Annotated in this window: 24 protein-coding genes; 12 read left to right on the top strand and 12 right to left on the bottom strand. The window is 65.5% G+C overall.

The window, feature by feature from the left end; translation table 11 throughout:
• Positions 1-130: 130 nt before the first annotated feature.
• Both HG421_RS15025 and HG421_RS15020 read right to left on the bottom strand, forming a co-directional pair.
• Positions 131-1,075, bottom strand: coding sequence for an electron transfer flavoprotein subunit alpha/FixB family protein (locus HG421_RS15025; protein WP_169707063.1), 945 nt, complete (start codon positions 1,073-1,075; stop codon positions 131-133).
• The gene (locus HG421_RS15020) at positions 1,075-1,821 is read right to left on the bottom strand and encodes an electron transfer flavoprotein subunit beta/FixA family protein (RefSeq protein WP_169707062.1); all 747 of its coding nucleotides are present in this window, start codon (positions 1,819-1,821) and stop codon (positions 1,075-1,077) included. The genes HG421_RS15025 and HG421_RS15020 overlap by 1 nt, the downstream gene beginning before the upstream one ends.
• Before the next feature lie 232 nt (positions 1,822-2,053).
• On the opposite strand from HG421_RS15020, the gene rfbB reads away from it, so the two are divergent.
• From rfbB to HG421_RS14995, 5 genes are all read left to right on the top strand, one after another.
• A complete protein-coding gene (gene rfbB / locus HG421_RS15015; RefSeq protein ID WP_169707061.1) occupies positions 2,054-3,109 on the top strand; it encodes a dTDP-glucose 4,6-dehydratase in 1,056 nt (351 codons plus the stop codon).
• 54 nt (positions 3,110-3,163) lie between these two features.
• The gene (gene rfbA, locus HG421_RS15010; protein ID WP_169707060.1) at positions 3,164-4,051 is read left to right on the top strand and encodes a glucose-1-phosphate thymidylyltransferase RfbA; all 888 of its coding nucleotides are present in this window, start codon (positions 3,164-3,166) and stop codon (positions 4,049-4,051) included.
• Entirely contained in the window at positions 4,048-4,605 is a 558-nt protein-coding gene (rfbC, locus tag HG421_RS15005) for a dTDP-4-dehydrorhamnose 3,5-epimerase (RefSeq protein WP_169707059.1), read from the top strand. The genes rfbA and rfbC overlap by 4 nt, the downstream gene beginning before the upstream one ends.
• On the top strand, positions 4,602-5,504 hold the full coding sequence (rfbD, locus tag HG421_RS15000) for a dTDP-4-dehydrorhamnose reductase (RefSeq protein ID WP_169707058.1): 903 nt from the start codon (positions 4,602-4,604) through the stop codon (positions 5,502-5,504). The genes rfbC and rfbD overlap by 4 nt, the downstream gene beginning before the upstream one ends.
• Before the next feature lie 336 nt (positions 5,505-5,840).
• A complete protein-coding gene (locus tag HG421_RS14995; RefSeq protein WP_169707057.1) occupies positions 5,841-7,007 on the top strand; it encodes a nucleotide sugar dehydrogenase in 1,167 nt (388 codons plus the stop codon).
• A gap of 300 nt (positions 7,008-7,307) precedes the next feature.
• On the opposite strand, the gene HG421_RS14990 is transcribed toward HG421_RS14995, so the two are convergent.
• Positions 7,308-8,711, bottom strand: a complete 1,404-nt coding sequence (locus HG421_RS14990; RefSeq protein ID WP_169707056.1) for a mannose-1-phosphate guanylyltransferase/mannose-6-phosphate isomerase — start codon at positions 8,709-8,711, stop codon at positions 7,308-7,310.
• A gap of 46 nt (positions 8,712-8,757) precedes the next feature.
• The gene (locus HG421_RS14985) at positions 8,758-10,104 is read right to left on the bottom strand and encodes a phosphomannomutase (RefSeq protein WP_169707055.1); all 1,347 of its coding nucleotides are present in this window, start codon (positions 10,102-10,104) and stop codon (positions 8,758-8,760) included.
• A gap of 134 nt (positions 10,105-10,238) precedes the next feature.
• On the opposite strand from HG421_RS14985, the gene HG421_RS14980 reads away from it, so the two are divergent.
• On the top strand, positions 10,239-10,970 hold the full coding sequence (locus HG421_RS14980; RefSeq protein ID WP_169707054.1) for a CoA transferase subunit A: 732 nt from the start codon (positions 10,239-10,241) through the stop codon (positions 10,968-10,970).
• Positions 10,970-11,602 carry a CoA transferase subunit B gene (locus HG421_RS14975; protein WP_169707053.1) on the top strand — a complete coding sequence of 211 codons (633 nt, stop codon included), beginning with the start codon at positions 10,970-10,972 and terminating at the stop codon, positions 11,600-11,602. Before HG421_RS14980 ends, HG421_RS14975 begins: the two co-directional genes overlap by 1 nt.
• A gap of 29 nt (positions 11,603-11,631) precedes the next feature.
• Here HG421_RS14975 and HG421_RS14970 read toward each other — a convergent pair whose 3' ends face one another.
• Complete coding sequence (locus HG421_RS14970; RefSeq protein WP_169707052.1) at positions 11,632-13,281, bottom strand: electron transfer flavoprotein-ubiquinone oxidoreductase; 1,650 nt, start codon at positions 13,279-13,281, stop codon at positions 11,632-11,634.
• Positions 13,282-13,406: 125 nt separating this feature from the next.
• Between HG421_RS14970 and HG421_RS14965 the strand changes: the two genes are divergently transcribed.
• A complete protein-coding gene (locus HG421_RS14965; protein ID WP_169707051.1) occupies positions 13,407-14,003 on the top strand; it encodes an alpha-ketoglutarate-dependent dioxygenase AlkB family protein in 597 nt (198 codons plus the stop codon).
• Between the two features lie 632 nt (positions 14,004-14,635).
• Here the strand turns inward: HG421_RS14965 and HG421_RS14960 are convergent.
• The 4 genes from HG421_RS14960 to HG421_RS14945 all read right to left on the bottom strand — a co-directional run bounded on the left by HG421_RS14960 (position 14,636) and on the right by HG421_RS14945 (position 18,240).
• The gene (locus HG421_RS14960; protein ID WP_169707050.1) at positions 14,636-15,280 is read right to left on the bottom strand and encodes an ABC-type transport auxiliary lipoprotein family protein; all 645 of its coding nucleotides are present in this window, start codon (positions 15,278-15,280) and stop codon (positions 14,636-14,638) included.
• Complete coding sequence (locus tag HG421_RS14955) at positions 15,277-16,203, bottom strand: MlaD family protein (RefSeq protein ID WP_039573137.1); 927 nt, start codon at positions 16,201-16,203, stop codon at positions 15,277-15,279. The genes HG421_RS14960 and HG421_RS14955 overlap by 4 nt, the downstream gene beginning before the upstream one ends.
• Positions 16,204-16,205: 2 nt before the next feature.
• Complete coding sequence (locus HG421_RS14950) at positions 16,206-17,042, bottom strand: ABC transporter ATP-binding protein (RefSeq protein WP_169707049.1); 837 nt, start codon at positions 17,040-17,042, stop codon at positions 16,206-16,208.
• Between the two features lie 85 nt (positions 17,043-17,127).
• Positions 17,128-18,240, bottom strand: coding sequence for an MlaE family ABC transporter permease (locus HG421_RS14945; protein ID WP_169707048.1), 1,113 nt, complete (start codon positions 18,238-18,240; stop codon positions 17,128-17,130).
• 164 nt (positions 18,241-18,404) lie between these two features.
• Between HG421_RS14945 and HG421_RS14940 the strand changes: the two genes are divergently transcribed.
• Entirely contained in the window at positions 18,405-19,664 is a 1,260-nt protein-coding gene (locus HG421_RS14940; RefSeq protein ID WP_169707047.1) for a threonine/serine ThrE exporter family protein, read from the top strand.
• Between the two features lie 59 nt (positions 19,665-19,723).
• On the opposite strand, the gene HG421_RS14935 is transcribed toward HG421_RS14940, so the two are convergent.
• The 3 genes from HG421_RS14935 to HG421_RS14925 all read right to left on the bottom strand — a co-directional run bounded on the left by HG421_RS14935 (position 19,724) and on the right by HG421_RS14925 (position 22,818).
• Positions 19,724-20,188 (bottom strand): H-NS family nucleoid-associated regulatory protein, encoded by a 465-nt coding sequence (locus tag HG421_RS14935; RefSeq protein ID WP_169707046.1) that lies wholly within the window; start codon positions 20,186-20,188, stop codon positions 19,724-19,726.
• A gap of 144 nt (positions 20,189-20,332) precedes the next feature.
• On the bottom strand, positions 20,333-22,027 hold the full coding sequence (locus HG421_RS14930) for a proline--tRNA ligase (protein ID WP_169707045.1): 1,695 nt from the start codon (positions 22,025-22,027) through the stop codon (positions 20,333-20,335).
• A 389-nt stretch (positions 22,028-22,416) separates the two neighbouring features.
• The gene (locus HG421_RS14925; RefSeq protein WP_169707044.1) at positions 22,417-22,818 is read right to left on the bottom strand and encodes a DUF4124 domain-containing protein; all 402 of its coding nucleotides are present in this window, start codon (positions 22,816-22,818) and stop codon (positions 22,417-22,419) included.
• Positions 22,819-22,950: 132 nt separating this feature from the next.
• Between HG421_RS14925 and pssA the strand changes: the two genes are divergently transcribed.
• The 3 genes from pssA to rimI are packed head-to-tail and all read left to right on the top strand — an operon-like array spanning position 22,951 to position 24,687.
• Positions 22,951-23,724: a CDP-diacylglycerol--serine O-phosphatidyltransferase gene (pssA, locus tag HG421_RS14920; protein ID WP_064510294.1), complete on the top strand. Its 774-nt coding sequence runs from the start codon at positions 22,951-22,953 to the stop codon at positions 23,722-23,724.
• Between the two features lie 10 nt (positions 23,725-23,734).
• Positions 23,735-24,208, top strand: coding sequence for an alanine acetyltransferase (locus tag HG421_RS14915; protein ID WP_169707043.1), 474 nt, complete (start codon positions 23,735-23,737; stop codon positions 24,206-24,208).
• On the top strand, positions 24,205-24,687 hold the full coding sequence (gene rimI, locus HG421_RS14910; RefSeq protein ID WP_169707042.1) for a ribosomal protein S18-alanine N-acetyltransferase: 483 nt from the start codon (positions 24,205-24,207) through the stop codon (positions 24,685-24,687). The genes HG421_RS14915 and rimI overlap by 4 nt, the downstream gene beginning before the upstream one ends.
• Positions 24,688-24,883: the final 196 nt, after the last annotated feature.

Raw genomic sequence — 24,883 nt, 5'->3', positions numbered from 1 at the left:
ATCTACGGTATCCCGCGAAGTGGTTGCGAATTATAAACGCACGTGCGGACGTGGCGGACAGATTGTCCACCACTCCAAGCAATCCTGACGGGGCAGCGTGACCGATAGACTGCGGCACGTATCTCTGCGCTCAGCCCAGTGCAGCCTCCAACTCCGGCAGCAGCGTAAACAGATCACCCACCAACCCGATATCGGCAATCTCGAAGATCGGTGATTCCGGATCCTTGTTGATGGCTACGATGGTGCCCGCATCCTTGATGCCGGTCAGATGCTGGATCGCGCCGCTGATGCCGATCGCCACATACAGTTCCGGGGCGATGATCTTGCCGGTCTGGCCGACCTGCAGCTCGTTGGGCACGTAGCCGGCATCGACGGCAGCACGCGAAGCGCCCACGGCGGCACCGAGTTTGTCGGCCAGGCTATAGATATGCTGGAAGTTCTCTGCCGAGCCGACACCGCGGCCACCGGAGACCACACGCTTGGCGCTCTGCAGGTCTGGGCGATCGGAGCTGCCGGCCGCCAGGCCGATGAAGCGGCTATGCGTCGGCAGGGCGGCATCGACCGTAACGGGCTCTACCGCCGCACTGCCGCCCTTGGCCGCTTCCGGCCAGGAGGCGCTGCGCACTGTCGCAACCACGATCTGCTCGGCCGGTGCCTTGACGGTGATGATGGCGTTGCCGGCGTAGATCGGGCGCTTGAAGGTATGGGCGTCCTTGACGGCCATCAGGTCGGAGATCTGGTTGACGCCAAGCAGCGCGGCAACCACCGGCATCAGATCCTTGCCGAAGGTGGTGGAGGGGCCGAACACATGGGTATAACCCTGGCCGGCCAGCTGGGCGATCTGCGGCCCCAGCACCTGGGCGATGGCGTGTTCGTTGGCGGCGTTGGCCACGGTCAGCACGCGGGCGACGCCGGCCAGCTGTGCGGCCTGCGCTGCAACGGCGGCCGGGTCGGCTGCCAGTACGACGATATCGATGGACTCAGCAGAGATCGCCTGCGCGGCGCTCAGGGTCTTGGCGGTGGCCGCATTGAGCTGGCCGTTGAGATGTTCGGCAACAACGAGAACCTTGGCCATTACAGCAACCCCTTCTGCTTGAGTGCGGCCACCAGTTCGGCGGCATCCTTGACCATGACGCCACGGCTGCGCTTGGATGGCGCGGCGTAGTGGGTAGTGGTCAGGCTGTCATGCGCATCCACGCCGAGGTCGGCAAATGCCAGCGTTTCCAGCGGCTTGCTCTTGGCCTTCATGATGTCCGGCAGCTTGATGAAGCGCGGCTCGTTCAGGCGCAGATCGGTGGTGATCACCGCCGGCAGGTCCACTTCCAGCGTCTCCAGGCCGGCGTCCACTTCGCGGGTGACCGTGGCCTTGCCGTCGGCCACCACCAGCTTGCCGGCAAACGTCGCCTGCGGGCGACCCCACAGCGTGGCCAGCATCTGGCCGGTCTGGTTGGCGTCGTCATCGATGGCCTGCTTGCCCAGGATGACCAGATCCGGCTGTTCCTTCTCGACCAGCTTGAGCAGGGTACGGGCGGCGGTCAGCGGCTGGATGGCCGCATCGGTGACCACATGGATGGCGCGGTTGGCGCCCATGGCCAGGCCATTGCGCAGGTGCGCAGCCGCATCGGCCGGGGCAAGCGTGGCAACCACCACCTCGGTGGCGATGCCGGCATCGCGCAGGCGCAACGCCTCTTCCAGGGCGATTTCGTCGAACGGGTTGGGCGAGAGCTTGACGCCCTCGGTCACCACGCCGGAGCCATCCGGCTTGACCTGAATGCGGACGTTGTAGTCCACCACGCGCTTGTAGGCGACGAGGATTTTCATCGTGTACGAGATCCTTCAGCGATTGCGGGAAGGCCCGGCCGCGGCGGCAGGCTCGGGAGTGGGGCCATTCTAACCGGGGAGCATCCACCATGCGATGGCGTATGGGTGTTGCAATGCGTCAGAGGGCGCGATTGCGGAGTCGCTCTCGCTTAAGCCCGATAATGCCGGGACCGTATATCCTGTGCTGTTTGATAACGCAGCGCGTTCGGCGCGCGACCAGAAGGGGTAGACAGTGGCGACTTGGCTAGTAACCGGCGGTGCCGGCTTCATCGGTGGCAATTTTGTTCTTGAGGCGGTCTCCCGCGGGATTCGCGTGATCAACCTGGATGCGCTGACCTACGCAGGAAATCTGAACACGTTGGCATCGCTGGAGGGCAACGCCGACCACGTGTTCGTCAAGGGCGATATCGGTGACGGTGCGCTCGTCACCCGCCTGCTGCAGGAACACCAGCCTGATGCGGTGTTGAACTTCGCGGCCGAGAGCCATGTCGATCGCTCGATCGAGGGGCCTGGTGCCTTCATTCGGACCAACGTCGTTGGGACATTGGCCCTGCTCGAAGCGGTGCGTGATTACTGGAAAGCGTTGCCGGATGCGAGTCGGGATGCGTTCCGCTTCCTGCACGTGTCCACCGATGAGGTCTACGGCACCCTGGGCGAGACCGGCAAGTTCACCGAGACCACGCCCTATGCGCCGAACTCTCCGTATTCCGCGTCTAAAGCCGCCTCGGATCATCTGGTGCGCGCGTTCCACCACACCTACGGGCTGCCGGTGCTGACCACCAATTGCTCGAATAACTACGGTCCGTACCATTTCCCCGAGAAGCTCATTCCGCTGGTGATTGCCAAGGCGTTGGCCGGCGAACCACTGCCAGTGTATGGCGACGGCAAGCAGGTACGCGACTGGCTGTTCGTCAGCGACCACTGCGAGGCGATCCGCACCGTGCTGGCCAAGGGCCAAGTCGGCGAGACCTACAACGTGGGCGGCAACTCCGAGCGGCAGAACATCGAGGTCGTGCAGGCCATCTGCGCACTGCTGGATCAGCATCGTCCGCGCGAAGACGGCAAGCCACGCGCGAACCAGATCACCCATGTCACCGACCGGCCCGGGCACGATCGCCGCTATGCGATCGATGCCTCGAAACTGAAAAACGAATTGGGCTGGGAGCCTGCCTATACCTTCGAGCAGGGCATCGCGCAGACGGTGGAGTGGTATCTCACCAATCAGGCATGGGTACAGGGCGTGCTGGACGGAAGCTACCGTCTGGAACGTATTGGCGCGGCGGCCTGACATCTCTCTCCTGGTGGCCGCTCAGGTGCGTGCCGACCTTCCAAGGAAGCTCTCATGACACAACGCAAAGGCATCATCCTGGCAGGCGGCTCCGGCACCCGCCTGTATCCAATCACCAAGGGCGTCAGCAAGCAGCTGCTGCCGGTGTACGACAAGCCGATGATCTATTACCCGCTCAGCGTGCTGATGCTGGCGGGCATCCGCGACATCCTGATCATCAACACACCGCACGAGCAGGCGCTGTTCCAGTCGCTGCTGGGCGATGGTTCGCAATGGGGTGTCAATATCCAGTACGCCGTGCAACCGAGTCCAGACGGGCTGGCACAGGCATATCTGATCGGTCGCGACTTCGTGGACGGAAAGCCGAGCTGCCTGATATTGGGCGACAACATCTTCCATGGGCATGGCCTGACCGAGACCCTGCGCCGCGCAGATGCACGAGAGCAGGGGGCTACTGTCTTCGGTTACTGGGTCAATGATCCGGAGCGCTACGGTGTCGCCGAATTCGATGCGCTGGGCAAGGTGATCGATATCGCCGAAAAGCCTGAAAAGCCGCGTTCCAACTATGCGGTAACGGGTTTGTATTTCTACGATGGAAGGGCAAGCGACTATGCAGCCGCGTTGAAGCCATCGCCGCGCGGCGAACTGGAGATCACCGATCTCAATCGCTGCTATCTCGATGCCGGCAACCTACATCTTGAGCCCCTGGGGCGTGGGTACGCTTGGCTTGACACCGGAACACATCAGTCACTTCATGAAGCTGCGAATTTCATCGAGACCATCCAGATGCGTCAGGGGCTGCAGGTGTGCTGTCCCGAGGAAATCGCATTTGGACAGGGCTGGATCGACACCGAACAGCTGGAGCGCCTTGCGGCGCCGTTGGCCAAAAATGACTACGGTAAGTATCTGAACGCACTAGCCAAGCGTGGAGTGCTCCGTTGAAAGTGATCGAAACGGCGTTGCCTGGCTGCGTTGTGATCGAGCCAGCAGTCTTTGGCGATGCGAGGGGCTACTTCTTCGAAACGTGGAATGCCGAGCGTTTCAAGCAGCACGGCCTGCCGCAGAACTTCGTGCAGAGTAATGTTTCCACATCTGCCAAGAGTGTCCTGCGTGGTCTGCACTATCAGTGGCCACGTCCGCAGGGCAAGCTGGTCAGCGTCCTTGCCGGTGAGGTGTATGACGTTGCGGTTGATCTGCGGTCCGGCTCGCCGCATTTCGGGCGTTGGACAGCTGTCCTGCTGAGCGCTGAGAACCGTCGCCAGGTCTGGATACCGGAGGGCTTTGCACATGGCTTTGCAGTGCTTTCGGAAACTGCACTGTTCAGTTACCTGTGCACCGATATTTACGTCAAGGAGGCCGATGCCGGCGTGCGTTGGGACGATGCTGCGATCGGTATCGACTGGCCGATCAGCAATCCTGTGCTCTCTCCCAAGGACGCAGCCGCACCATTTCTGGCCGATGTGCCGCCTGATCGCTTGCCAACCTTTCCAGTATGACCACGTTGGTATTTGGTGCCGGCGGACAGGTCGGTACAGAACTGCTGCATGCACTTGCAAGAGCCGGGGCAAGGGTGGTGGCAGCGACCCGTAGCGGGCAGCTGCCTGACGGCACGGCCTGCGAGACCGCGGATTTCGATGCGCCGGAAACATTGCCTGGCTTGCTGGACCGGGTGGGGCCAACGTGTATCGTCAACGCAGCCGCCTACACCGCCGTCGATCATGCCGAGCAGGAGCGTGATGCGGCCTTCCGTGCCAATGCCCAGGCGCCGGCGGTCATTGCGCAATGGTGCGCGCGCGCCGGTGTGCCCCTGGTCCATTATTCGACCGACTATGTCTTCGATGGGCAGGGCACTCGCCCCTATCGGCCCGACGACGCCACCGCGCCGCTCGGCGTGTACGGGCAGAGCAAGCTGGCTGGCGAGCAGGCGGTGCAGGCGGCCGGCGGCCGTCACCTGATCTTCCGCACAGCGTGGGTCTACGCGGCGCACGGGCACAATTTCCTGCGCACGATGCTTCGCGTGGGCGCTGAGCGCGACGTGCTGCGCGTGGTCGCCGACCAGATCGGCACGCCCACGCCAGCGGCATTGATTGCCGACATCACGGCGCATGCGCTACGCCAGCCCGGCGAACCCTCCGGGCTGTGGCATCTGACCGCTGCGGGGCAGACCTCCTGGCACGGTTTTGCCGAAGCCATCTTTGCCCAGGCGCATGCGCGCGGCCTGCTCGCCCGCGTGCCGCACGTGGAAGCGATCACTACCGCCGACTATCCCACGCCGGCCATGCGCCCGGCCTATTCGCAGCTGGATACCCACAGCCTGCAGGAAACATTCGGCATCCGCCTGCCCGACTGGCGGGATGGACTGAGCCAGGTGCTGGACACGCTCGCGCAACATTGAGCGTCTTCAGTGGCGCCATGGGTCGGTGCGGCTTCAGCACTGACTCATAGCTTGCACCTCGCTTCGGCTACCATCTGGGACTGATTCGCGCCGGGCCGACGAACTGCTTCATGCAGGTTGCGGCTGGCGTGGATGTGCCGCTGAAGCGGGTGCGACGCGTGATGCACGGGCTGGACGCGTGCGCGCGCTGCAGCGCTTCGGTCGGCACCGTGCAGGTTCTCGCGTGTCCCCCAGCGGGCGCGCCGGCCCATGGCGGGCGCGGCCGTACCGTCATCACGCCATGGCCTGCGTGCAGCGCGCTGCATCCTCCCCCATCCAAAATCGCAAGGAATTCCAATGAAGATCGCTGTCGCGGGTACCGGCTATGTCGGTCTGTCCAATGGCGTGTTGCTCGCCAAGCGCCATGAGGTCGTGGCGCTGGACATCGTCGAGGCCAAGGTCAAGCTGATCAACGAAGGCCGCTCGCCGATCGTCGACAAGGAACTCGAGGCCGCGTTGGCCGAGGGCGGCCTGAACTTCAAGGCCACGCTGGATGCCCACGAAGCGTTTGCCGGCGCCGAGTTCGTGATCATCGCCACACCCACCGACTACGATCCGGACACCAATTACTTCAACACCAGCTCGATCGAGGTGGTGATCGCCAAGGTGTTGGAGATCAACCCGCAGGCGACGATGGTGATCAAGTCGACCATCCCGGTCGGCTACGTCGCCAAGCTGCGCGCGCAGTTCGGTACCGACAACATCATCTTCTCGCCCGAATTCCTGCGCGAGGGCCGGGCGTTGTACGACAACCTCTACCCATCCCGGATCATCGTCGGCGAGCGCTCGGCGCGCGCGGAAACCTTCGCGCGGCTGCTGCAGGAAGGCGCGCTCAAGCCCGACGTGCCGGTGTTGTTCACCGAGCCGACCGAGGCCGAGGCGATCAAGCTGTTCGCCAACACCTATCTGGCGATGCGGGTGTCCTACTTCAACGAACTGGACACCTACGCGCTTACCCACGGGCTGGACAGCCGTCAGATCATCGAAGGCATCTGCCTGGATCCGCGCATCGGCAGCCACTACAACAATCCGTCCTTCGGCTACGGCGGTTACTGCCTGCCCAAGGACACCAAGCAGTTGCTGGCCAATTACCAGAGCGTTCCGCAGACCATCATCCGGGCAATCGTCGATTCCAACACCACCCGCAAGGACTTCATTGCCGCCGACGTGCTGCGGCGCAATCCCAAGGTGGTTGGGATCTATCGCCTGATCATGAAAGCCGGCTCGGACAACTTCCGTTCGTCCAGCATCCAGGGCGTGATGAAGCGCCTCAAGGCCAAGGGCGTGGAGATCATCGTGTACGAACCGACGCTGAGCGATCCGGAGTTCTTCCGCTCGCGCGTGGTCAACGACCTGGAAGCCTTCAAGCGCGAGGCCGACGTCATCATCAGCAACCGCATGGCCGACGCGCTGCAGGATGTGCAGGACAAGGTCTACACGCGCGATCTGTTCGGCGACAACTGAGCAGGGCCGGCGCCGGCTTCTGGCGGGTGGCAATGCCACTCGTCCAAGGCGTCCATGAGGTTTACGCGATGCGGCGCTGCTTGCCGCCTCGCAGGCAGGCGCCGCTTGGCTTTCCTTAGCGGTATCCGGATGCGTGCAATGCAGCTGCGTTGCACGCACAGGTCTGCAATGCAGCCTGCGCAAGCCTGCAACTTTTGATCTGCCCACGCGTAGCGTGTCGCAATCAAAAGTGGGTCGCGGATAACGCAAGACGGCGGCCATGGGCCGCCGTCGATCTTGCCGTCTACGTTGGGCGCGTGATCAGGCCCGGCCGTAGGTATCCTCGAAGCGCACGATGTCGTCCTCGCCCAGATAGCTGCCGGACTGCACTTCGATCAGCTCCAGCGGCAGCTTGCCAGGATTGCGCAAGCGGTGGGTCACGCCGAGCGGGATGTAGGTGCTCTGGTTCTCGGTCAGCAGCAGCACTTCGTCGCCGCGCGTCACTTCGGCAGTGCCACTGACCACGATCCAGTGTTCGGCGCGGTGATGATGCATCTGCAGGCTCAGCACGGCACCGGGCTTGACGGTGATGCGCTTGACCTGATGACGCTGACCCATGTCGATCGAGTCGTACGCGCCCCATGGGCGATACACCTTGCGATGCCAGGTGGCCTCGGAACGGCCGTCGGTCTTGATCCGGCCGACCACCTCCTTCACCTCCTGGATGCGATCGCGGTGGCCGACCAGCACGGCATCCGGCGTCTCGACGACGACGACGTCTTCCAGGCCGACCATGGCGATCAGGCGCGAACCATAGGCGTAGGTGTTGCGGCAATCCAGCTGGATCACATCGCCATGATGCGCGTTGCCCTGCGTGTCCTGCTCGGACACATCCAGCAGCGACGACCACGAGCCGACGTCGTTCCAGCCGGCATCCAGCGGCACCACGACCGCATCGGCGGTCTTTTCCATCACCGCGTAGTCGATCGAATCCGACGGGCTGGCCGCGAAGGCGTCCTTGTCCAGGCGGGTGAAGTCGGCATCGCGCCTGCCGTTCTGCCACGCGGTCTGGCAGGCATCGGCGATGGCGGGATGGAACTTGCGCAGCTCCTCCAGGTAGCGGGAGGCGCGGAACAGGAACATGCCGCTGTTCCAGTAGTACTCGCCGCTGCTCAGGTAGCCCTGCGCGGTCGCCAGGTCCGGCTTTTCGACAAAGCGTTCAACCGCGCTGACGCCAGCGCCCGCGCCCGCCTTGATGTAGCCATAGCCGGTTTCCGGTGCGGTCGGCTTGATGCCAAAGGTGACCAACTTGCCCTGTGCTGCTGCTTCAGCAGCCACTTTCACCGCAGCCTGGAATGCAGCCTCGTCACCGATCACATGGTCCGAGGGCAGCACCAGCAGCAGCGGGTCGGCGCCATCGCGTGTGGCTTCCAGCGCAGCAACTGCAATCGCCGGCGCGGTATTGCGACCCTTGGGCTCCAGCAGGATGGCAGACGGCTTGACGCCCAGCTGCTGCAGCTGCTCGGCAGCCATGAAGCGATGCTCTTCGTTGGCCACGACGATGGGTGCGTGGCCTGCGACCGGAGCCGAGCGCAGCCAGGTGGCCTGCAGCATGCTCTTGTCGCCGACCAGCGGCAGGAACTGCTTGGGGTAGGACTCGCGCGACAGCGGCCACAGGCGCGTGCCGGAGCCGCCGGACAAGATAATCGGAAGGACGTCGCTCATGAGCGGGGGAAACTCCAGTGCGTCAAAGGTGGGGGAGAATGGTAGATCAGCCGCGCAGCAAGTCGGAAATCTCTTGCGTGCGGCTTTCCAGCAATGCGGCATCGCCGCGGGTTTCCACGTTCAGACGCAGCAGCGGCTCGGTGTTGGAGCTGCGCAGGTTGAAACGCCATTGACCGAAATCGGCGCTGATGCCGTCGGTGTAGTCCAGCTCCGGCGACAGGTCGGCGTAATGCGCCATCACGCGGGCAACGGAGGCCTTGGCATCGGCGACCTTGAAGTTGATCTCGCCGCTGCAGGGGAACTTCTGCATGCGCGCCTCGACCAGATCGGCCAGCGAGCGGCCGGACTGTGACACCAGCTCGGCGATCAGCAGCCATGGAATCATGCCGGAATCGGCGTAGGCGAACTCGCGGAAATAGTGGTGCGCGCTCATCTCGCCACCGTACACGGCGTTCTCGCTGCGCATCTTTTCCTTGATGAAGGCGTGGCCGCTTTTGCACAGCACCGGAATGCCGCCGGCTTCTTCAACCTGCTCGACCGTGTTCCAGGTCAGGCGCGGGTCGTGCACGACCTTGCCGCCCGGCTGCTTGGCCAGGATCGCCTGTGCGAGCAGGCCGACCAAGTAATAGCCTTCGATGAAGCGGCCGGTATGGTCGAAGAAGAAGCAGCGATCGAAGTCGCCATCCCAGGCAATGCCGAAGTCCGCACCGTGATCCTTGACCGCCTTGGCGGTGGCATCGCGGTTTTCTGGCAACAGCGGATTGGGGATGCCGTTGGGGAAGTTGCCATCGGGCTCGTGGAACACGCGCACGAACTCGAACGGCAGGTGCGGGGCCAGCAGGTCCACGATCAGGCCGGCGCCGCCGTTGCCGGCATTGACCACCAGCTTGAGCGGCTTGAGCGTGCTGCGGTCCACGTAGCTGAGCAGGTGCTCCAGGTACGCGGTCTTGTCGGTGCGGCTGTGCTCGGCGGCTGTGGGCTCACCGGGTGCGGCGGTATCGGCCGCGACCGTGTCGCGGATGGCGAACAGGCCGGTGTCCGAACTGATCGGGCGCGCCTGTTCGCGCACCAGCTTCATGCCGTTGTAGTCCATCGGATTGTGGCTGGCGGTGACCATGACGCCGCCGGCGGCCTTGAGGTAATCGGTCTGGAAATAGACCTCTTCGGTGCCGCATAGGCCGATATCGATGACCTCACGGCCGCTGGCACGCAGGCCGGCTGACAGCGCTTCCTGCAATGCGGGGCTCGCCAGGCGCACGTCGTGGCCCAGGACCACAGGCCCCTGATCCAGCTGCGCCGCCAGTGCCACGCCGATACGGCGGGCCAAGTCCTCGTTGAGTTCATCCGGCACGCGGCCGCGGATGTCGTAGGCCTTGAAGGCGGGTAGCGTCATGGGCAATTCCTAGGGTGGGGGACACCCGAGTTTAGCGGGTGCGCCGTGTCTTGGGTGTGGCGGAATTGCGACCGGGGACAGGGAACAGTCAGCGGATAGAATGGCCGCTTCACATCAGCGAGGTGAGGGCGGTGATGCGCAATGATGGACGTGACAAGGCAGCTGGCAAGCGCTACGCCGGTGCCGAGGCGGCGCTCGATGGCGTGCTGGCCGATGGCCAGACCCTGGCCGTCGGCGGCTTCGGGTTGTGCGGGATTCCGGAGGCGCTGATCGCCGCCGTGCGCGATAGCGGGGCCAGCGGGTTGACGGTGATTTCCAACAACGCCGGCGTGGATGGATTCGGGCTGGGTCAGCTATTGGCCACCCGCCAGATCCGCAAGATGATTTCGTCCTATGTCGGCGAGAACAAGGAATTCGAGCGCCAGTATCTGGCGGGCGAACTGGAGCTGGAATTCAACCCACAGGGCACGTTGGCCGAGCGCCTGCGCGCGGGCGGTGCAGGAATCCCTGCGTTCTACACCGCCACCGGCTACGGCACCATCGTGGCCGAGGGCAAGGAAACCCGCGCGTTCGCCGGCAAGCACTATGTGTTGGAGACCGCATTGCAGGCCGACCTCGCCCTGGTCAAGGCGTGGCGTGCCGATACCGCCGGCAACCTGGTGTTCCGCAAGACCGCACGCAACTTCAACCCGGCCTGCGCCATGGCCGGTCGCGTCTGCATTGCCGAAGTCGAAGAGATCGTGGAGCTGGGCGCCATCGATCCAGACCACGTGCATCTACCCGGTATCTACGTCGACCGCTTGGTGCTCAACGCCACGCCGGAAAAACGCATCGAACAGCGCACCGTGCGCGAAGGACAGCAGTAATGGCCTGGACCCGAGACCAGATGGCCGCCCGTGCCGCGCGCGAACTGACCGATGGCGCCTACGTCAATTTGGGAATTGGACTGCCGACGCTGGTGGCCAACCACATCCCGGAAGGCGTGGACGTGTGGCTGCAATCAGAGAATGGACTGCTCGGCATCGGCCCGTTTCCCACCGAGGACGAAGTGGACGCGGACTTGATCAATGCGGGCAAGCAGACCGTCACCGCGCGCGCCGGCGCCAGTTATTTCGGCAGCCACGATTCGTTCGCGATGATTCGCGGCGGCCATATCGACCTGGCGATCCTGGGCGCGATGCAGGTCACCGACCGCGGCGACCTGGCCAACTGGATGGTGCCCGGCAAGATGGTCAAGGGCATGGGCGGGGCGATGGACCTGGTGGCCGGCGTCAAGCGCGTGGTGGTGCTGATGGAGCACGTCGCCAAGGACGGCAGCCATAAGATCCTGCCCGAATGCGACCTGCCGCTGACCGGGGTCGGCGTGGTGGATCGCATCATCACCGATCTGGCGGTGTTCGATGTCACCGCTGATGGGTTGGTGTTGGTGGATGCTGCGGACGGAGTGGAAACCGACGAATTGCGCAGCAAGACCGGCGTGTCGTTCAAGCGTGCGTAAACGATCAGGGGCCTTGCGGCCCCTGATTTCTAGAGGTTTTGGTAGTTCGGGCCCGAACCACCCTCCGGCGTGACCCAGGTGATGATTTCGTAGGGGTCCTTGATGTCGCAGGTCTTGCAGTGCACGCAGTTGGCGGCATTGATCTGCAGGCGCTTGCCGGAGGGGCTGGCGGCGTCTGCGACCATTTCGTAGACGTTGGCCGGGCAGAAACGGGTGCAGGGATTGTCGTATTCGGTCACACAGCGGGTGGCGCAGACATCGGTGTCCAACACCTTCAGATGTACCGGCTGGTCTTCGTCGTGCTCGGTGGCGGCGAAGTACACGGCTTGCAGGCGGTCGCGCGGGGCCAGCTCGCGGGTGACGTAGTCGCGCTTGGGTTGTTCGTAGTCGCCGATCTTGCGCAACGCCGACCAGTCTGGCTTGTTCTTCAACGTCCACGGGGATGCGCCCTTGAGCGCGGTTTCCCAGGCCGCATTGAGCAGGCCGAACCACAGGCCCTTCTTGAAGCCTGGCTTGATGTTGCGCACCTGCTTCAGCTCGGCCATTGCATCGGAGGCGCGCAGTTTGGCGTCGAAGCCTTGCGGTGCCAATTGCGATTGCACCAGGTGTTCGGCGGCCAGCATGCCGCTGCGGATCGCCTGATGGGTGCCCTTGATCTTGGGCACGTTGAGCAGGCCGGCGGTATCGCCGATCAGCAAGGCACCGGGCATTTCCGTCTTCGGCAGCGACTGCCAGCCGCCGGTGACGATGGCGCGCGCGCCGGCCGACAGGATGCTGCCGCCTTCCAGCAGCGGCTTGATCAGTGGGTGATTCTTCCACTGCTGGAAGGCTTCCCACGGTTGGTAGCTCGGGTCGCTGTAGTCCAGCCCGCTGACATAGCCGAGCGCGATCTGGTTGTTGTCCAGGTGATACAGAAAGCTGCCACCGTAGGTGCGATTGTCGGCCGGCCAGCCGATGGTGTGCACGATCTTTCCGGGCGTGACACGGCCTTCGGGCACCTGCCACAGCTCCTTGATGCCGATCGAGTAGCCTTGCGGGTCGCTGTCGGCAGTGAGGTCGAAGCGCTTGAGCAGCCGCTTGGTCAGGTGGCCGCGCGCGCCTTCGGCGAGCACGGTGACCTTGGCGCGGATGTCGATGCCGGCGGTGTAACCGGGCTTGTGCGAGCCATCCTTGGCCACGCCCATGTCGCCGATGCGCACACCGATCACCTGGCCACTGTCGTCGTGCAGGGTTTCGGCGGCGGCAAAGCCCGGATAGATCTCCACACCCAGCGCTTCGGCCTGTGGCGCCAGCCAGGCGCACATCGCGCCCAGGCTCACGATGAAATTGCCATGGTTGCGCATGCCCGGCGGCACCACCGGGAACTTGCGTGCGCTGTCCTTGCCGAGGAACCAGAATTCGTCGTCGGTGGCGGCCACGCAGATCGGCGGCGGGTTGTCGCGCCAGCCCGGCAGCAGGGCATCCAGCGGGCCGGGCTCGATCACTGCGCCGGACAGGATATGCGCGCCGATGGTGCTGGACTTTTCGATCACGCACACGCTCAACTCGGGGTTGAGCTGCTTGAGCCGGATCGCGAACGACAGCCCGGCCGGCCCGGCACCGACGGTGACGACGTCGTATTCCATGACGTCACGTTCGACCGTCTCTGGCGCCTGTGCGCCGACTCCCGTTACCGACATTGCTCCGCTCCCGTTGGCTCGATGGCTGGTGCGCATTTTCCGGGATTGCATGTGACGGCGGCAAATCGACGCGATTCATCCGCTGCCGACGGCGCGGTGTGGGCACGCGTGCTAGCGTCTGGCCGATGAAGATCGAGGTGACATTGCCGGGGGCGCAGATCCGCTGGCAGCGGGGATGGCTGGACGCGCCGCAGGCCGATACGCTGCTGCAGACCCTGCTGGCGCAGGTGCGGTGGGAAGTGCACCGCATCCGCATGTTCGGGCGGGTGGTGGATTCGCCCCGCCTGAGCAGCTGGATCGGCGATGCGGATGCAAGCTACCGCTATTCCGGCACGCAGTTCGCGCCGCAGCCGTGGCTGGACGCATTGCAGCCGGTCCGTGCGCGGCTGGAGGCCGAGACCGGGCACCCCTTCAACAGCGTGCTGGTCAACCGCTACCGTAGCGGGGCCGATGCGATGGGCTGGCACAGCGACGACGAGCCGGAGCTGGGCGCGCAGCCGTTGATCGCTTCGGTGAGCCTGGGCGCGACGCGGCGCTTTGCGTTCAAGCATCGCGACGATGCGGCGCTGAAGCAGACGCTGGAATTGGGGCACGGCGATCTGTTGCTGATGGGTGGCGACACGCAGCGCTGCTACAAGCATGCCTTGCCACGCACGGCGCGGCCGGTGGGGGAGCGGATCAATCTGACCTTTCGGCAGATTGCGTCGGTTGGGGCGAGGTGAGGCTGGTGCCGCGGCGAGCTTGCCCAGGGACGGTGCGTGCCCTCATCCGGCGCTGCGCGCCACCTTCTCCCGCTTGCGGGAGAAGGGAGGCCGGCGGATCCCGGCGATTGCAGGGTGCTGGATCCGGTGCTGGGTGAGATGCGTTCCGGCTGCAGGGGGAGGCATGGGTTACGGCATGCTCGGCAGACGGTGCGTGCCCTCATCCGGCGCTGCGCGCCACCTTCTCCCGCTTGCCGGGAGAAGGGAGGCCGGCGGATCCCGGCGATTGCAGGGTGCTGGATCTGGTGCTGGGTGAGATGCGTTCCGGCTGCAGGGTGACGCATGGGGTTACGGCATGCTCGGCAGACGGTGCGTGCGCTCATCCGGCGTTGCGCGCCACCTTCTCCCGCGTGCGGGAGAAGGGAGGCCGGCGGATCCCGGCGATCGCAGGGTGCTGGATCCGGTGCCGGGTGAGATGCGTTCCGGCTGCAGGGTGACGCATGGGGTTACGGCCTGCTCGGCAGACGGTGCGTGCCCTCATCCGGCGCTGCGCGCCACCTCTCCCGCTTGCGGGAGAAGGGAGGCCGGCGGATCCCGGCGATTGCATCCGGTGCCGGGTGAGATACGTTCCGGCTGCAGGGCGACGCGTCGGCTTACGGTGTCCGCGGCAGCGCTGCGCTGTCCTGCTGCCCGGTGGTCAGCGTCCAGCCGACCAGCTCGGTGGTGACCTGGGTCAGTGCCTGCTCGAAAGCCACTGCGACTGCGGCGGTTTCGGTGCCGGTGGACGGGCGGGCGACCAGGAAGGTACGCGAGGCGACCACGCGTTGGTCGGTCGAATGCAGCAGTTTGGCGTTGAGCTCGATCGTGGCCGAGGGCAGCGACTGGCCGGCGTAATCGGATTCGAAGCGGCGCAGGTCGATCGCCAGCTTGTAGTCGGCGCGGATGCCGGTACCGATATGGGCCACCGCGGCGATCTTGCCGGAGTCCTCGAACGCGCGCACCACGCTGTCTTCCAGCATGTCGGTGGCCGGCTGCGCCCAGCCTGCGCCGTGGTAGACCTGCAGCTCGCCGGGGGTCGGGCGCACATTGATGCGCGGGCTGTCGATCACGCGTGCAGCGCTGGGTTTGGCCACCACCAGCTGCCAGCTCACCTGCGGCCACGCCGGATTGGGCGTCACGCGTACGGTGGGGGCGTAGATCGTGGCCGGTTTCTTGTCGCCGCCGGCCAGCACCGAGCAGCCGCCCAGCGCCAGCAACGACACGCACAACAGGGGACGCAACAGGCGCATGGCAGTCATTTCGGTTCGAACTCCTTGGGTGCGTCGCGGCCGAGCAGGTAGCGCGCAGGGTTGTTGTCCAGTTTGTCGCTGACCCGGCGCAGGTCGCGGATCAGGCCGCGCAATTCGGTCAGTGTCGGGCCGAGCTGGCCCAGCCCATCGTTGGCAAAGCTGTTGATGGCCGCGCGGTTCTCGCCAAGGATGTTGTCGGCGTTGCCGGCAGCCGAATCCAGCTTGACCAGGGTGGCATCGAGCTTTTCCAGGATGCCCGGCAGCTGCTGCACCAGGTTCTGGTCCAGCCGCTTGATGGTGCCGTTGGTGGTGGTCAGGGTGGTGTCCAGATTGCGCGCGGCATCGCGCGCGCTGACGATCAGCGCCTGCATGCCCTCGTCGCGATCGGCGATGCCGCCGCTGATCTTTTCCAGGTTCTGCAGCGTGGCCGAAATGCTGGCCACGTTCTTGTCCGAGAGCATCTGGTCCATGCGCTCGACGATGCGGTTGGCGGTGTCGGTGATGTTCTGCAGTGCCGACGGGGTGGTCTGGATGATCGGCGCATCGCTCTTGTCGATGGTGGTCAGCGACGGCGCCTCGGGCGTGCCGCCGGAGAGCTGGATGATCGACGGGCCGGTGAGGCTGGTGATCGCCAGCTTGGCACGGGTGTCGCTCTTGATCGGCGTGGTGGAATTGACCCGCACATGCGCCACCACCTGGCGCGGGTCGTTCGGCGCCAGGGTCAGCTCGGTGATCGAGCCGACCGCGATGCCGTTGTACTGCACCGGGCTGCCGACCGACAGGCCGGTGACCGCCTCGCGGAACACCACCCGGTATTGCTGCCAGGTGCGGTCGGATGAATATTTGGCGGCCCACAGCCCGAACAGCAGCAGGGCCAGGCCGGCCACGATGGTGAAGGCGCCGATCAGGACGTAATTGGCTTTGGTTTCCATGCTCAGGCGGTCTCGGTGGAGTCGGTCTTGGCCGCGCGCGCGGCGCGGGCGCGCGGACCGTGGAAATAGTCCTGGATCCAGGGATGATCGATCTGCTCGACCTCGGCCAGCGGTGCGTTGGCGATCACCTTGCGATCGGCCAGCACCGCGATGCGGTCGCAGATGGCGTACAGCGTATCCAGGTCATGGGTGATCAGGAACACGGTCAGGCCCAATGCCTGCTGCAGGGTGCGGATCAGGCGGTCGAAGGCGGCCGCGCCGATCGGGTCCAGCCCGGCGGTGGGTTCGTCCAGGAACAGCAACGGCGGGTCCAGCGCCAGCGCACGCGCCAGGCCGGCGCGCTTGCGCATGCCGCCGGACAGTTGCGAGGGCAGCTTGTCCAGCGCATCGGCCGGCAAACCCGCCAGTTTGATCTTCAGCAGCGCCAACTCGAAATACCAGCGCTCCGGAAATTCGCCGTGATGTTCCTTCAACGGCACCTGTACGTTCTCACCCACGGTCATCGACGAAAACAGCGCGCCGTCCTGGAACAGCACGCCGGTGTTGCGGGTGATGTGCTGGCGGTCGGCGAAGCGACCCGAGCGCGCGTCCGCGCCCAGCACCTGGATGCTGCCGGCATCCGGTTCGCGCAGGCCCAGGATGCTGCGCATCAGCACCGACTTGCCGGTGCCCGAGCCGCCGACCACACCCAGGATTTCGCCGCGACGCACATCCAGATCGAGTTCTTCGTGCACGGTCTGGCTACCGAACCGGTTGGTGAGCCCGCGCACGGAAATCGCCAGCTGGTCGTCATCGGTGTCTGGGCCGGGATTGGGGAGTAGGGAGTCGGGATTGGTCACAGCAGAGCTCTCCCGAAGCTCAGTGCGCCAGCCACGCTTCTGCCTTGCACCAATCCCGAATCCCGAATGTCGAATCCCGGTCTCATCACCACCCCATCTTCATGAACCACAACGCCGCAATCGCGTCCAGGATGATGACCAAGGAAATCGTCTGCACCACCGAAGAGGTGGTGCGTTCGCCCACCGATTGCGCGGTGCCACTGACCTTCAACCCTTCCAGGCAGCCGATCAGGCCGATCACCAGCGCGAACAGCGGCGCCTTGGACAGGCCGACCAGGAAATGCCGCAACTGGATGGTCTCGTGCATGCGCGCCAGATACATCTGCGGCGGGATATCCAGGTCGAACGCGCCCACCGTGACGCCCCCGGCCAGGCCGGCGATCATCGCGATGAAGGTCAGCAGCGGCAGGGTGAACAGCAGCGCGAGCAGGCGTGGAATCACCAGCAGGTCGATCGGGTCCAGGCCCAGCGTGCGAATGGCATCGACCTCTTCGCGCGATTTCATCGCACCGATCTGCGCGGTGAACGCGCTGGCGGTGCGCCCGGCCAGCACGATGGCGGTCAGCAGCACCGCGAATTCGCGCAGGAAGGCGATGCTGACCAGCTCCACCACATAAATCTCTGCGCCGAAGTCGCGCAGGATGGTCGAGCCCAGGAACGCGATCACCGCGCCCACCAGGTACGACAGCAACACCACCAGCGGCACCGCATCCAGGCCCACCTGCTCCATGTGGTGCACGGTGGAGGTCAGGCGGAAGCGGCGCGGCTCGTGGATCAGCCGCATGATCTTGACCAGGTTCTCGCCCAGAAAACTATTGAGTTCCAGGATGCCCTGGCCGACCCCGTGGGTGGTGCGGCCCAGGCGGTCGAGCGCGGCGACGAAGCCGTAGTCGCGCTTGGGCTTGGGGCGTTCGTCGTTGAGTTCCTCGATGGTGCACACCAGTGCCTGGTGCTCGTCGCGGAAATCGATCGCGTCTTCCTTCAGCCCCATGCGGCCGGCAAAGCGCAGCAGCTGCAGCACGCCGGCCGAATCCAGTTGCCCGATGCCGCGCGCGTCGATGCGGCGCACCCCGTCGGGTACGGCCTGCAGCAGTTCTGCCTGGGGCAGGGCGGTTGCCAGAACCCAACTGCCGGCGAGGCGGACCTGGGTCTGATCCTGCGGGTCTTGGTCGATGCGGGGAGGTTGCGCTTTGATCATGAGTGGCCTGTCCGTGGCGCCAGCATACAGGTCCGGCGTGAGCGAAAGATGGGGATGGGCGGTGGCCGCCCCGCGCGTGATGTCCGGTTGCGCTGCCGGCCCGGTCGCGCTGCGCATACACTGGCGCTCTCGCTCAGGCGCCGCTTCGATCCGACCCGCCACGCATGTCCGCTGCCACCGTCGTCTTACCGTCCGCCAGCGCCACCTACGCCCAGCGCGTCGCCTTCGTATCGGAAATCGCCGGGCGCCTGCATTCCTATGGCACCACCGCGCAGCGGCTGGAGGCAGCGGTGGTGGCCTTGTCGCAGAAGCTGGGCCTGGACTGCGAGCCCTGGTCCAATCCCACCGGCATCATCCTGAGCTTCAGCGACCCGACCAAGGCGATCGGTTCCAGCGACATCACCCGGGTGATCCGCCTGGCGCCGGGCGAGAACGATCTCTACAAGCTCAGCGTGGCCGACTATGTCGCCGACAGCGTCGCCAACGGGCGCATGAGCATTGCGCAGGGGCATACCGCGCTGCGCCGGCTGGACCGCGAGACGGATCGGCGCGGCAAGACCTTGCAGGTGCTGGCGTTCGGGCTGGCCGCCGCCGGCGTGGCCGGGCTGTGGAAGCTGCCGTGGCTGGACATCGCCACCGCCGGCGCCATCGGCATGTCGATCGGCCTGCTCACCCAGTACACCGACAAGCGACCGGCGACCAAGGAAGCCGGCGAAGCCCTGGCCGGGCTGCTGGCGGGCGTGGTGGCCGCGATGGTGGCCTCGCTGATCGGGCCGTTGAACCTCAACACGGTGATCATCGCTTCGCTGGTGGTGCTGTTGCCCGGCATGTCGCTGACCAATGCCTTCAACGAGCTGGCCAGCCAGCACTGGGTCTCCGGCACGGCGCGGCTGGCGGGCGCCGTGACCACGGTGCTCAAGCTCACGGTGGGTGCGGTGATTGCAGTGACGCTGACCCAGTTGATGGGCCTGCATCCGCAGGTGGCGGCCCTGCGTCCGCAGGCCGGCTGGGTGGAATGGGCATCGCTGCTGGTGGCCGCGTATGCGTTTGCGGTGTTGTTCAAGGCCAATCGGCGCGACTATTTATGGATCATGGCGGCCGCGATGTCCGGTTATGTCATCGCACGTTATGCAGGGCATGCCTGGGGCGGACCGGCGGGAGTATTTGCCTCGGCCATGGCATTGACCGCCGCGGGAAATCTGTTCGGGCGGGTGGTTCAAAAACCCGGCGCGTTGATTCGGCTGCCGGGCATCATCATGCTGGTTCCCGGCAGCGTCAGCCTGCGGGGTTTTTTGACCCTGGTACAGCAGCAGGATGTCAGTGTGGGGCAAGCCGCATTGCTGGCGGTCACCAATATCGTCATGGCCCTGATGGCCGGATTGCTATTTGGGAATTTGCTGATTCCGGCCCGCAAGAATTTATGAGCGGGCGGAAATGCGCACAATAAAAACGCCGGCAATGCCGGCGTTTTTATTGGTCTGGATCACGCGGCCTTTGCCTTCTTGGCGGCGCGCTTGGTTGCCGTTTTACGCGGCGAGGCCTTCTTGGCCGATGCCTTCTTGGCAGCGCCACCCACCTTGCTGATCAGGAAGTCTTCCACTTTCTTGCCAGCGGCGGTCAATTCGGCCAGCCAGCGCGGCTGCTTGCCACGGCCGGTCCAGGTGTCCTGCGGATTGGCCGGATTGCGATACTTCGGCGGAACCTTGCCCAGCTTGCGGCCGGCGCGCGGACCCGGCTTGCCGGCAGCGGCCGGACGGCCCCGACCGCCACTGGCGGCAGTACCGAACAATTCTTCGATGGAATAACCCTGGGCCTTGGCAGCGCGGGTCAGCTGCGTGCGGACCTTGGCGATCGGGGCGCGCTTGGCAACCACGGTCTGCTGCTTCTTTGCATTTTTGATCAGTGCGTCCAACTGCTTGGCCGACAGGCCGGTGAGATCGATCGACATCACTACTCCGGAAGAATGAGAGAGAACGAATGCCGGTCCGTGGCAGCGGCGGCCATCATAATGTCAGAAAACCGGTATGACAAATGCACCGAAATACTTCGGTGCACTGCGTTCATCTAATTGCGGGGTGCTGGCGTTGTTTGATCAACGGCCCAGTCGGGAGAATAAACCGGCCTTATCCAGGTTTTCTGCCGATTCGGCGGTGCGGGCGCGATATTCAAAAGTGCCGGCGGCCAATCCACGTTCCGAGACCACCACCCGATGCGGAATGCCCAATAGTTCCATATCGGCAAACATCGCACCCGGACGCAACCCGCGGTCATCCAATGCCGCATCGATACCCGCTGCAATCAATTCGTCCAGCAAGGCCTGGGCGGCGGCCACCACGCTGGCGTCCTGCTTGGGATTGATCACGCAGACCGCCACCTGCCACGGCGCCATCGGTGCCGGCCAGATGATGCCGGCCTGGTCATGGTTCTGTTCGATTGCCGCAGCCACGATGCGCGAAATACCGATGCCGTAGCAGCCCATCTTCATCACCGCGACCTTGCCGCCCTCGTCGATGACGGTGGCCTGCAAGGCCTGTGCGTACTGGCTGCCGAGCTGGAACACGTGGCCCACTTCGATGCCGCGGGCCAGGCGCAGTTCGCCGCCATCGGCCGCGCGCTCGCCGTCGACCACGTTGCGCACGTCGGCCACCGTCTCCGGTTCGGGCAGGTCACGGCCCCAGTTGACGCCGGCCAGGTGGGCGCCGGCCACATTGGCACCGACCACGAAGTCGGCCATGGCCGCGACATCGCGGTCGGCCACCACGCGGACCGGGCGGACGGTGTTGACCGGGCCCAGGAAGCCCGGCTCGCAACCGAGGTGGTCGCGGATCTCGGTTTCATTGGCCAGGCGGTAGTCGGCCAGGCCGGCCACCTTGGCCAGCTTGATTTCGTTGACGGCATGGTCGCCGCGCACCAGCACCAGCACAAAGCCGGCAGCGGTCATCACCGCCACCGACTTGACCGTGCGCTGCAGGGCGATGCCCAGCAGCTGGGCGACGTCCTCGCAGGTCTTCTGGGTGGGCGTTGCGACCTGGTGCATGGCCTGCGCGGCATCCGGACGCGGGCCGGGCAGGGCTGCGCTGGCGGTTTCCACATTGGCCGCGTAGTCGGAGCCGGTGGAGAACGCCAGCGAATCTTCGCCGGAGGCGGCGATGACGTGGAATTCCTGCGAGGCATCGCCGCCGATGGCGCCGGAATCGGCCTGTACCGCGCGGAACTCCAGACCCAGGCGGGTGAAGATGCGGGTGTAGGCCGCCTTCATGTTCTCGTACTCGCGCGCCATGTCGGCATCGGTGAGATGGAAGGAGTAAGCGTCCTTCATCAGGAACTCGCGCGCGCGCATCACCCCGAAGCGCGGGCGGATCTCGTCGCGGAACTTGGTCTGGATCTGGTAGAAGTTCAGCGGCAGCTGCTTGTAGCTGTTGATTTCCTGGCGCGCGAACTCGGCGGCGGCCTCTTCGGCGGTGGGGCTGTAGCAGAACTCCTGCTCCTTGCGATCCTTGATCTTGAGCAGCTGCCCGCCGAACTTCTCCCAACGCCCGGTGGCATCCCACAGCTCGCGCGGCTGGATGGTGGGGAACAGCACTTCCACCGCCCCGGCGCGGTTCATTTCCTCGCGCACGATCGCCTCGACCTTGCGCAGCACGCGCAGGCCCAGCGGCGACCAGGTGTACAGCCCGGAGGCCAGCTTGCGGATCATGCCCGCGCGCAGCATCAGACGGTGGCTGACCAGCTCGGCGTCGGCCGGGGTTTCCTTGGTGGTGTGCAGGTGGAACTGGGAAAGACGCATCGGGCTTCGCTTGGGCGGAAAACCCGTAGTTTGCCAGTGTGCGCCCTGCCGGTCATTGTCGGACGCGCCTGGTCCGGTGTCGCTGGCCGCAATGGGCTGGTGCGTGGCGGCCCTGGAAGGGCCGGCCTGCGGTTGCGAACGCGGCGCCGGGGATGAGCCGCACGCTGAGCCGGGTTGACGGGCCAGCGGATGTCGAGGCGGGCGGTAAACCTGCCTGCCCTACGGCGATTCGATTCAAAACGCCGCGCGCAGGCACCCGATCGGGTGCTGGACGCGCATCGCTGACCTGCCAGGACCTTCGCTGCGATGGGTGCCAGCCGCACGACCGCCGCCACATCGCAGGCCCGGGCACAGGCCGAGGGACTGCCGCGGCCGATCCTTGAACCGGCTCAGGCAGCCGGAGCGCCGGTGGCGGCCGGCTTGCAATAGGCCTTGGCGGCCGCCTCGGCCAGGTTGCGCTGAGCGGCGCGGGCGTCCGGGTCCAGCACGGTACCGGCCTTGCCGTCAGGGCCGGCGCCCATGGTCACCTCGCCCTTGCCGCTGAGCAGTTCCAGGTTGCGGCGTGCGGTCAGGCAGTCGGCCGACTCGGGCGTGGCGGTCTCCGGCGCGGCGATGGCGGCGGTGCCGCTGCGCGCATCGATCCGGCGCGCTTCGTAGCGCTGGCCGGTTGGTGGCGGGGTTTCGGTGTAGTGGGTCACGCCTTTGGCGTCCTTCCACTTATAGAGATCGGTGGCGCCGGCGGCGGCGCTGACCAGCATCAACAGGGCGCAAAGCCCCAACGACAGGTGCATGTGGCTTCCCCTGGATGATTCCCGCCGCGATTGCAGCATCCACGGCCCGTGCTGGCAAGTCATCGCGCGTGCAGGGCGCTGAACCAGCGAGCGCGCTACCGCCGGACGGACCTCAGGCCCTACACTTGGCGCATGGATGAAATGAGACCGCCTCCGCGCTCGCGCACGATCTACCTGCTGCCGAACCTGTTCACTACCGCCGGGCTGTTTTCCGGGTTTTACGCCATCATCGCCGCCGCCAATGGGCAGTTCGTCCAGGCGGCCATGGCGGTGTTCGTGGCTGCGGTGATGGATGGGCTGGACGGCCGGGTGGCGCGCCTGACCAATACCAGCAGCGAATTCGGCGTGCAGTACGACTCGCTGGCCGATCTGGTCAGCTTCGGCATGGCCCCGGCGCTGGTGATGTACCACTGGTCGCTGTCGGCGCTGAAATACGACAGCAGCGTGATGGGCCGGGTCGGCTGGTCGGCGGCGTTTCTGTATGCGGCCTGCGCGGCGCTGCGGCTGGCGCGCTTCAATACCCAGGTCGGGGTGGTGGACAAGCGCTGGTTCATCGGCCTGGCCAGTCCTGCAGCGGCCGGGCTGATGATGTCGTTCGTGTGGGCATTCGCCGACGACAGCCTGGGCTTCGATGGCGAACAGCTGCGCTATGTGGCGCTCGCGGTCACCGTGGTGTCGGCGCTGTTGATGGTCAGCCGGATCCGCTTCTGGAGCTTCAAGGGCGGTGCGCGTGGTGCACGGGCCGACCGCGTGCCGTTCCTGGCCCTGGCGATCGCCACGGTGGTGATCGCCTTGCTGGTGATCGACCTGGCGCGGTCGCTGCTGGTGATCGGCGTGCTGTATGCCCTGTCCGGTCCGGTGATGTGGTTGTGGCGCCGCTGGCGCCGCACCCCCGAGCTTCCGTGAGCCGACGTCGATGAACGCGGTGGCGAACGAGCCGGTGTGGTCGGATCTGCAGGTGTCGTGCCTGCAGGCGATGGGGCACACCGTGTATCTGGACCGGGCAACGGCGGATGTCCTGCAGGCGTCGTCGGTGGACGTCGCCGACAGTGCGCCGGTGTCGGCCCCGCTGCGCGCGCAGCGCGTCCCGGCCGAGGCGGCGGCTGCACCGGCGCCGGCGCCGCGTCGATCGGCACCCGCTGCGCCGGCCGAGCCGCCACGCGCGCCCGGCACCGCGCCGGCGTCCGCACCGCAGCGGCGCGGACGCGTCGGGTTGCCGGACCGATTGCAGATGGCCTTGCTGCGTGCCTCCGGCTGCAACCCCGGCGATCCCAGCACCCAGGCCTTGATGGCGTCCTGGCCGCTGGCCGAGTTGCGGGGCAACCCCGCCGCCAAGCGCGCCTTGTGGCCGCAGCTGCGTGCGTTGCGGCGCCGTCGGGATCCGGCGTGAGCGCAATCAATGCGCCGTTGCCCACCTCGCTGCGCGCCATGCGCGAGAGCGATCTGGATGCGGTGATGGAGATCGAACTGCGCGCCTATCCATTCCCATGGACGCGCAGCATCTTCCGCGACTGCCTGCAGGCCGGGTATCCGGGCTGGGTGATGGAACAGGCCGGGCAGGTGATCGGCTATGGCGTCATCAGCATCGCCGCCGACGAGGCACATGTGCTCAACGTCTGCATCGCACCGGAAGCGCAATCGCAAGGGCACGGGCGCGTGCTGTTGCGCGCGCTGATCAAGGGCGCCTGCGATCGTGGCGCGCGACGCGCGTTCCTGGAAGTGCGCCCATCCAATCCGTCGGCGATCGCGCTCTACCACTCCGAAGGCTTCAATGAGATCGGCCGACGCCCGCGCTACTACCCCTCCCACACCGGCCGCGAGGATGCGCTGGTGATGGCGATCGAGCTGTTCTTCGAAGGCTTTTCCTGAGCTGCTCTGCGCCCTGACGGGTCTGGGCGATCGAACTGCATATTCCGGGCGCGCATCCGGGTTGATGCACGCTTGTGCGCGTGTGCGTGCTGCAGCCGATGGAGTGTTGCCGATGCCGCGCGTCACTGTCGTTGCGGCCGGATGCCAGCGCCTTGCCAGCTTTTGTTCGCAGCTCTCGGTCCTTTGGGTGCGCGCG

Source organism: Xanthomonas campestris pv. badrii (genome assembly GCF_012848175.1).
GTDB lineage: Bacteria > Pseudomonadota > Gammaproteobacteria > Xanthomonadales > Xanthomonadaceae > Xanthomonas > Xanthomonas campestris_C.
Note: the sequence above shows the minus strand (reverse complement) of the source record. Positions and strands in the feature narration are given on the sequence as shown.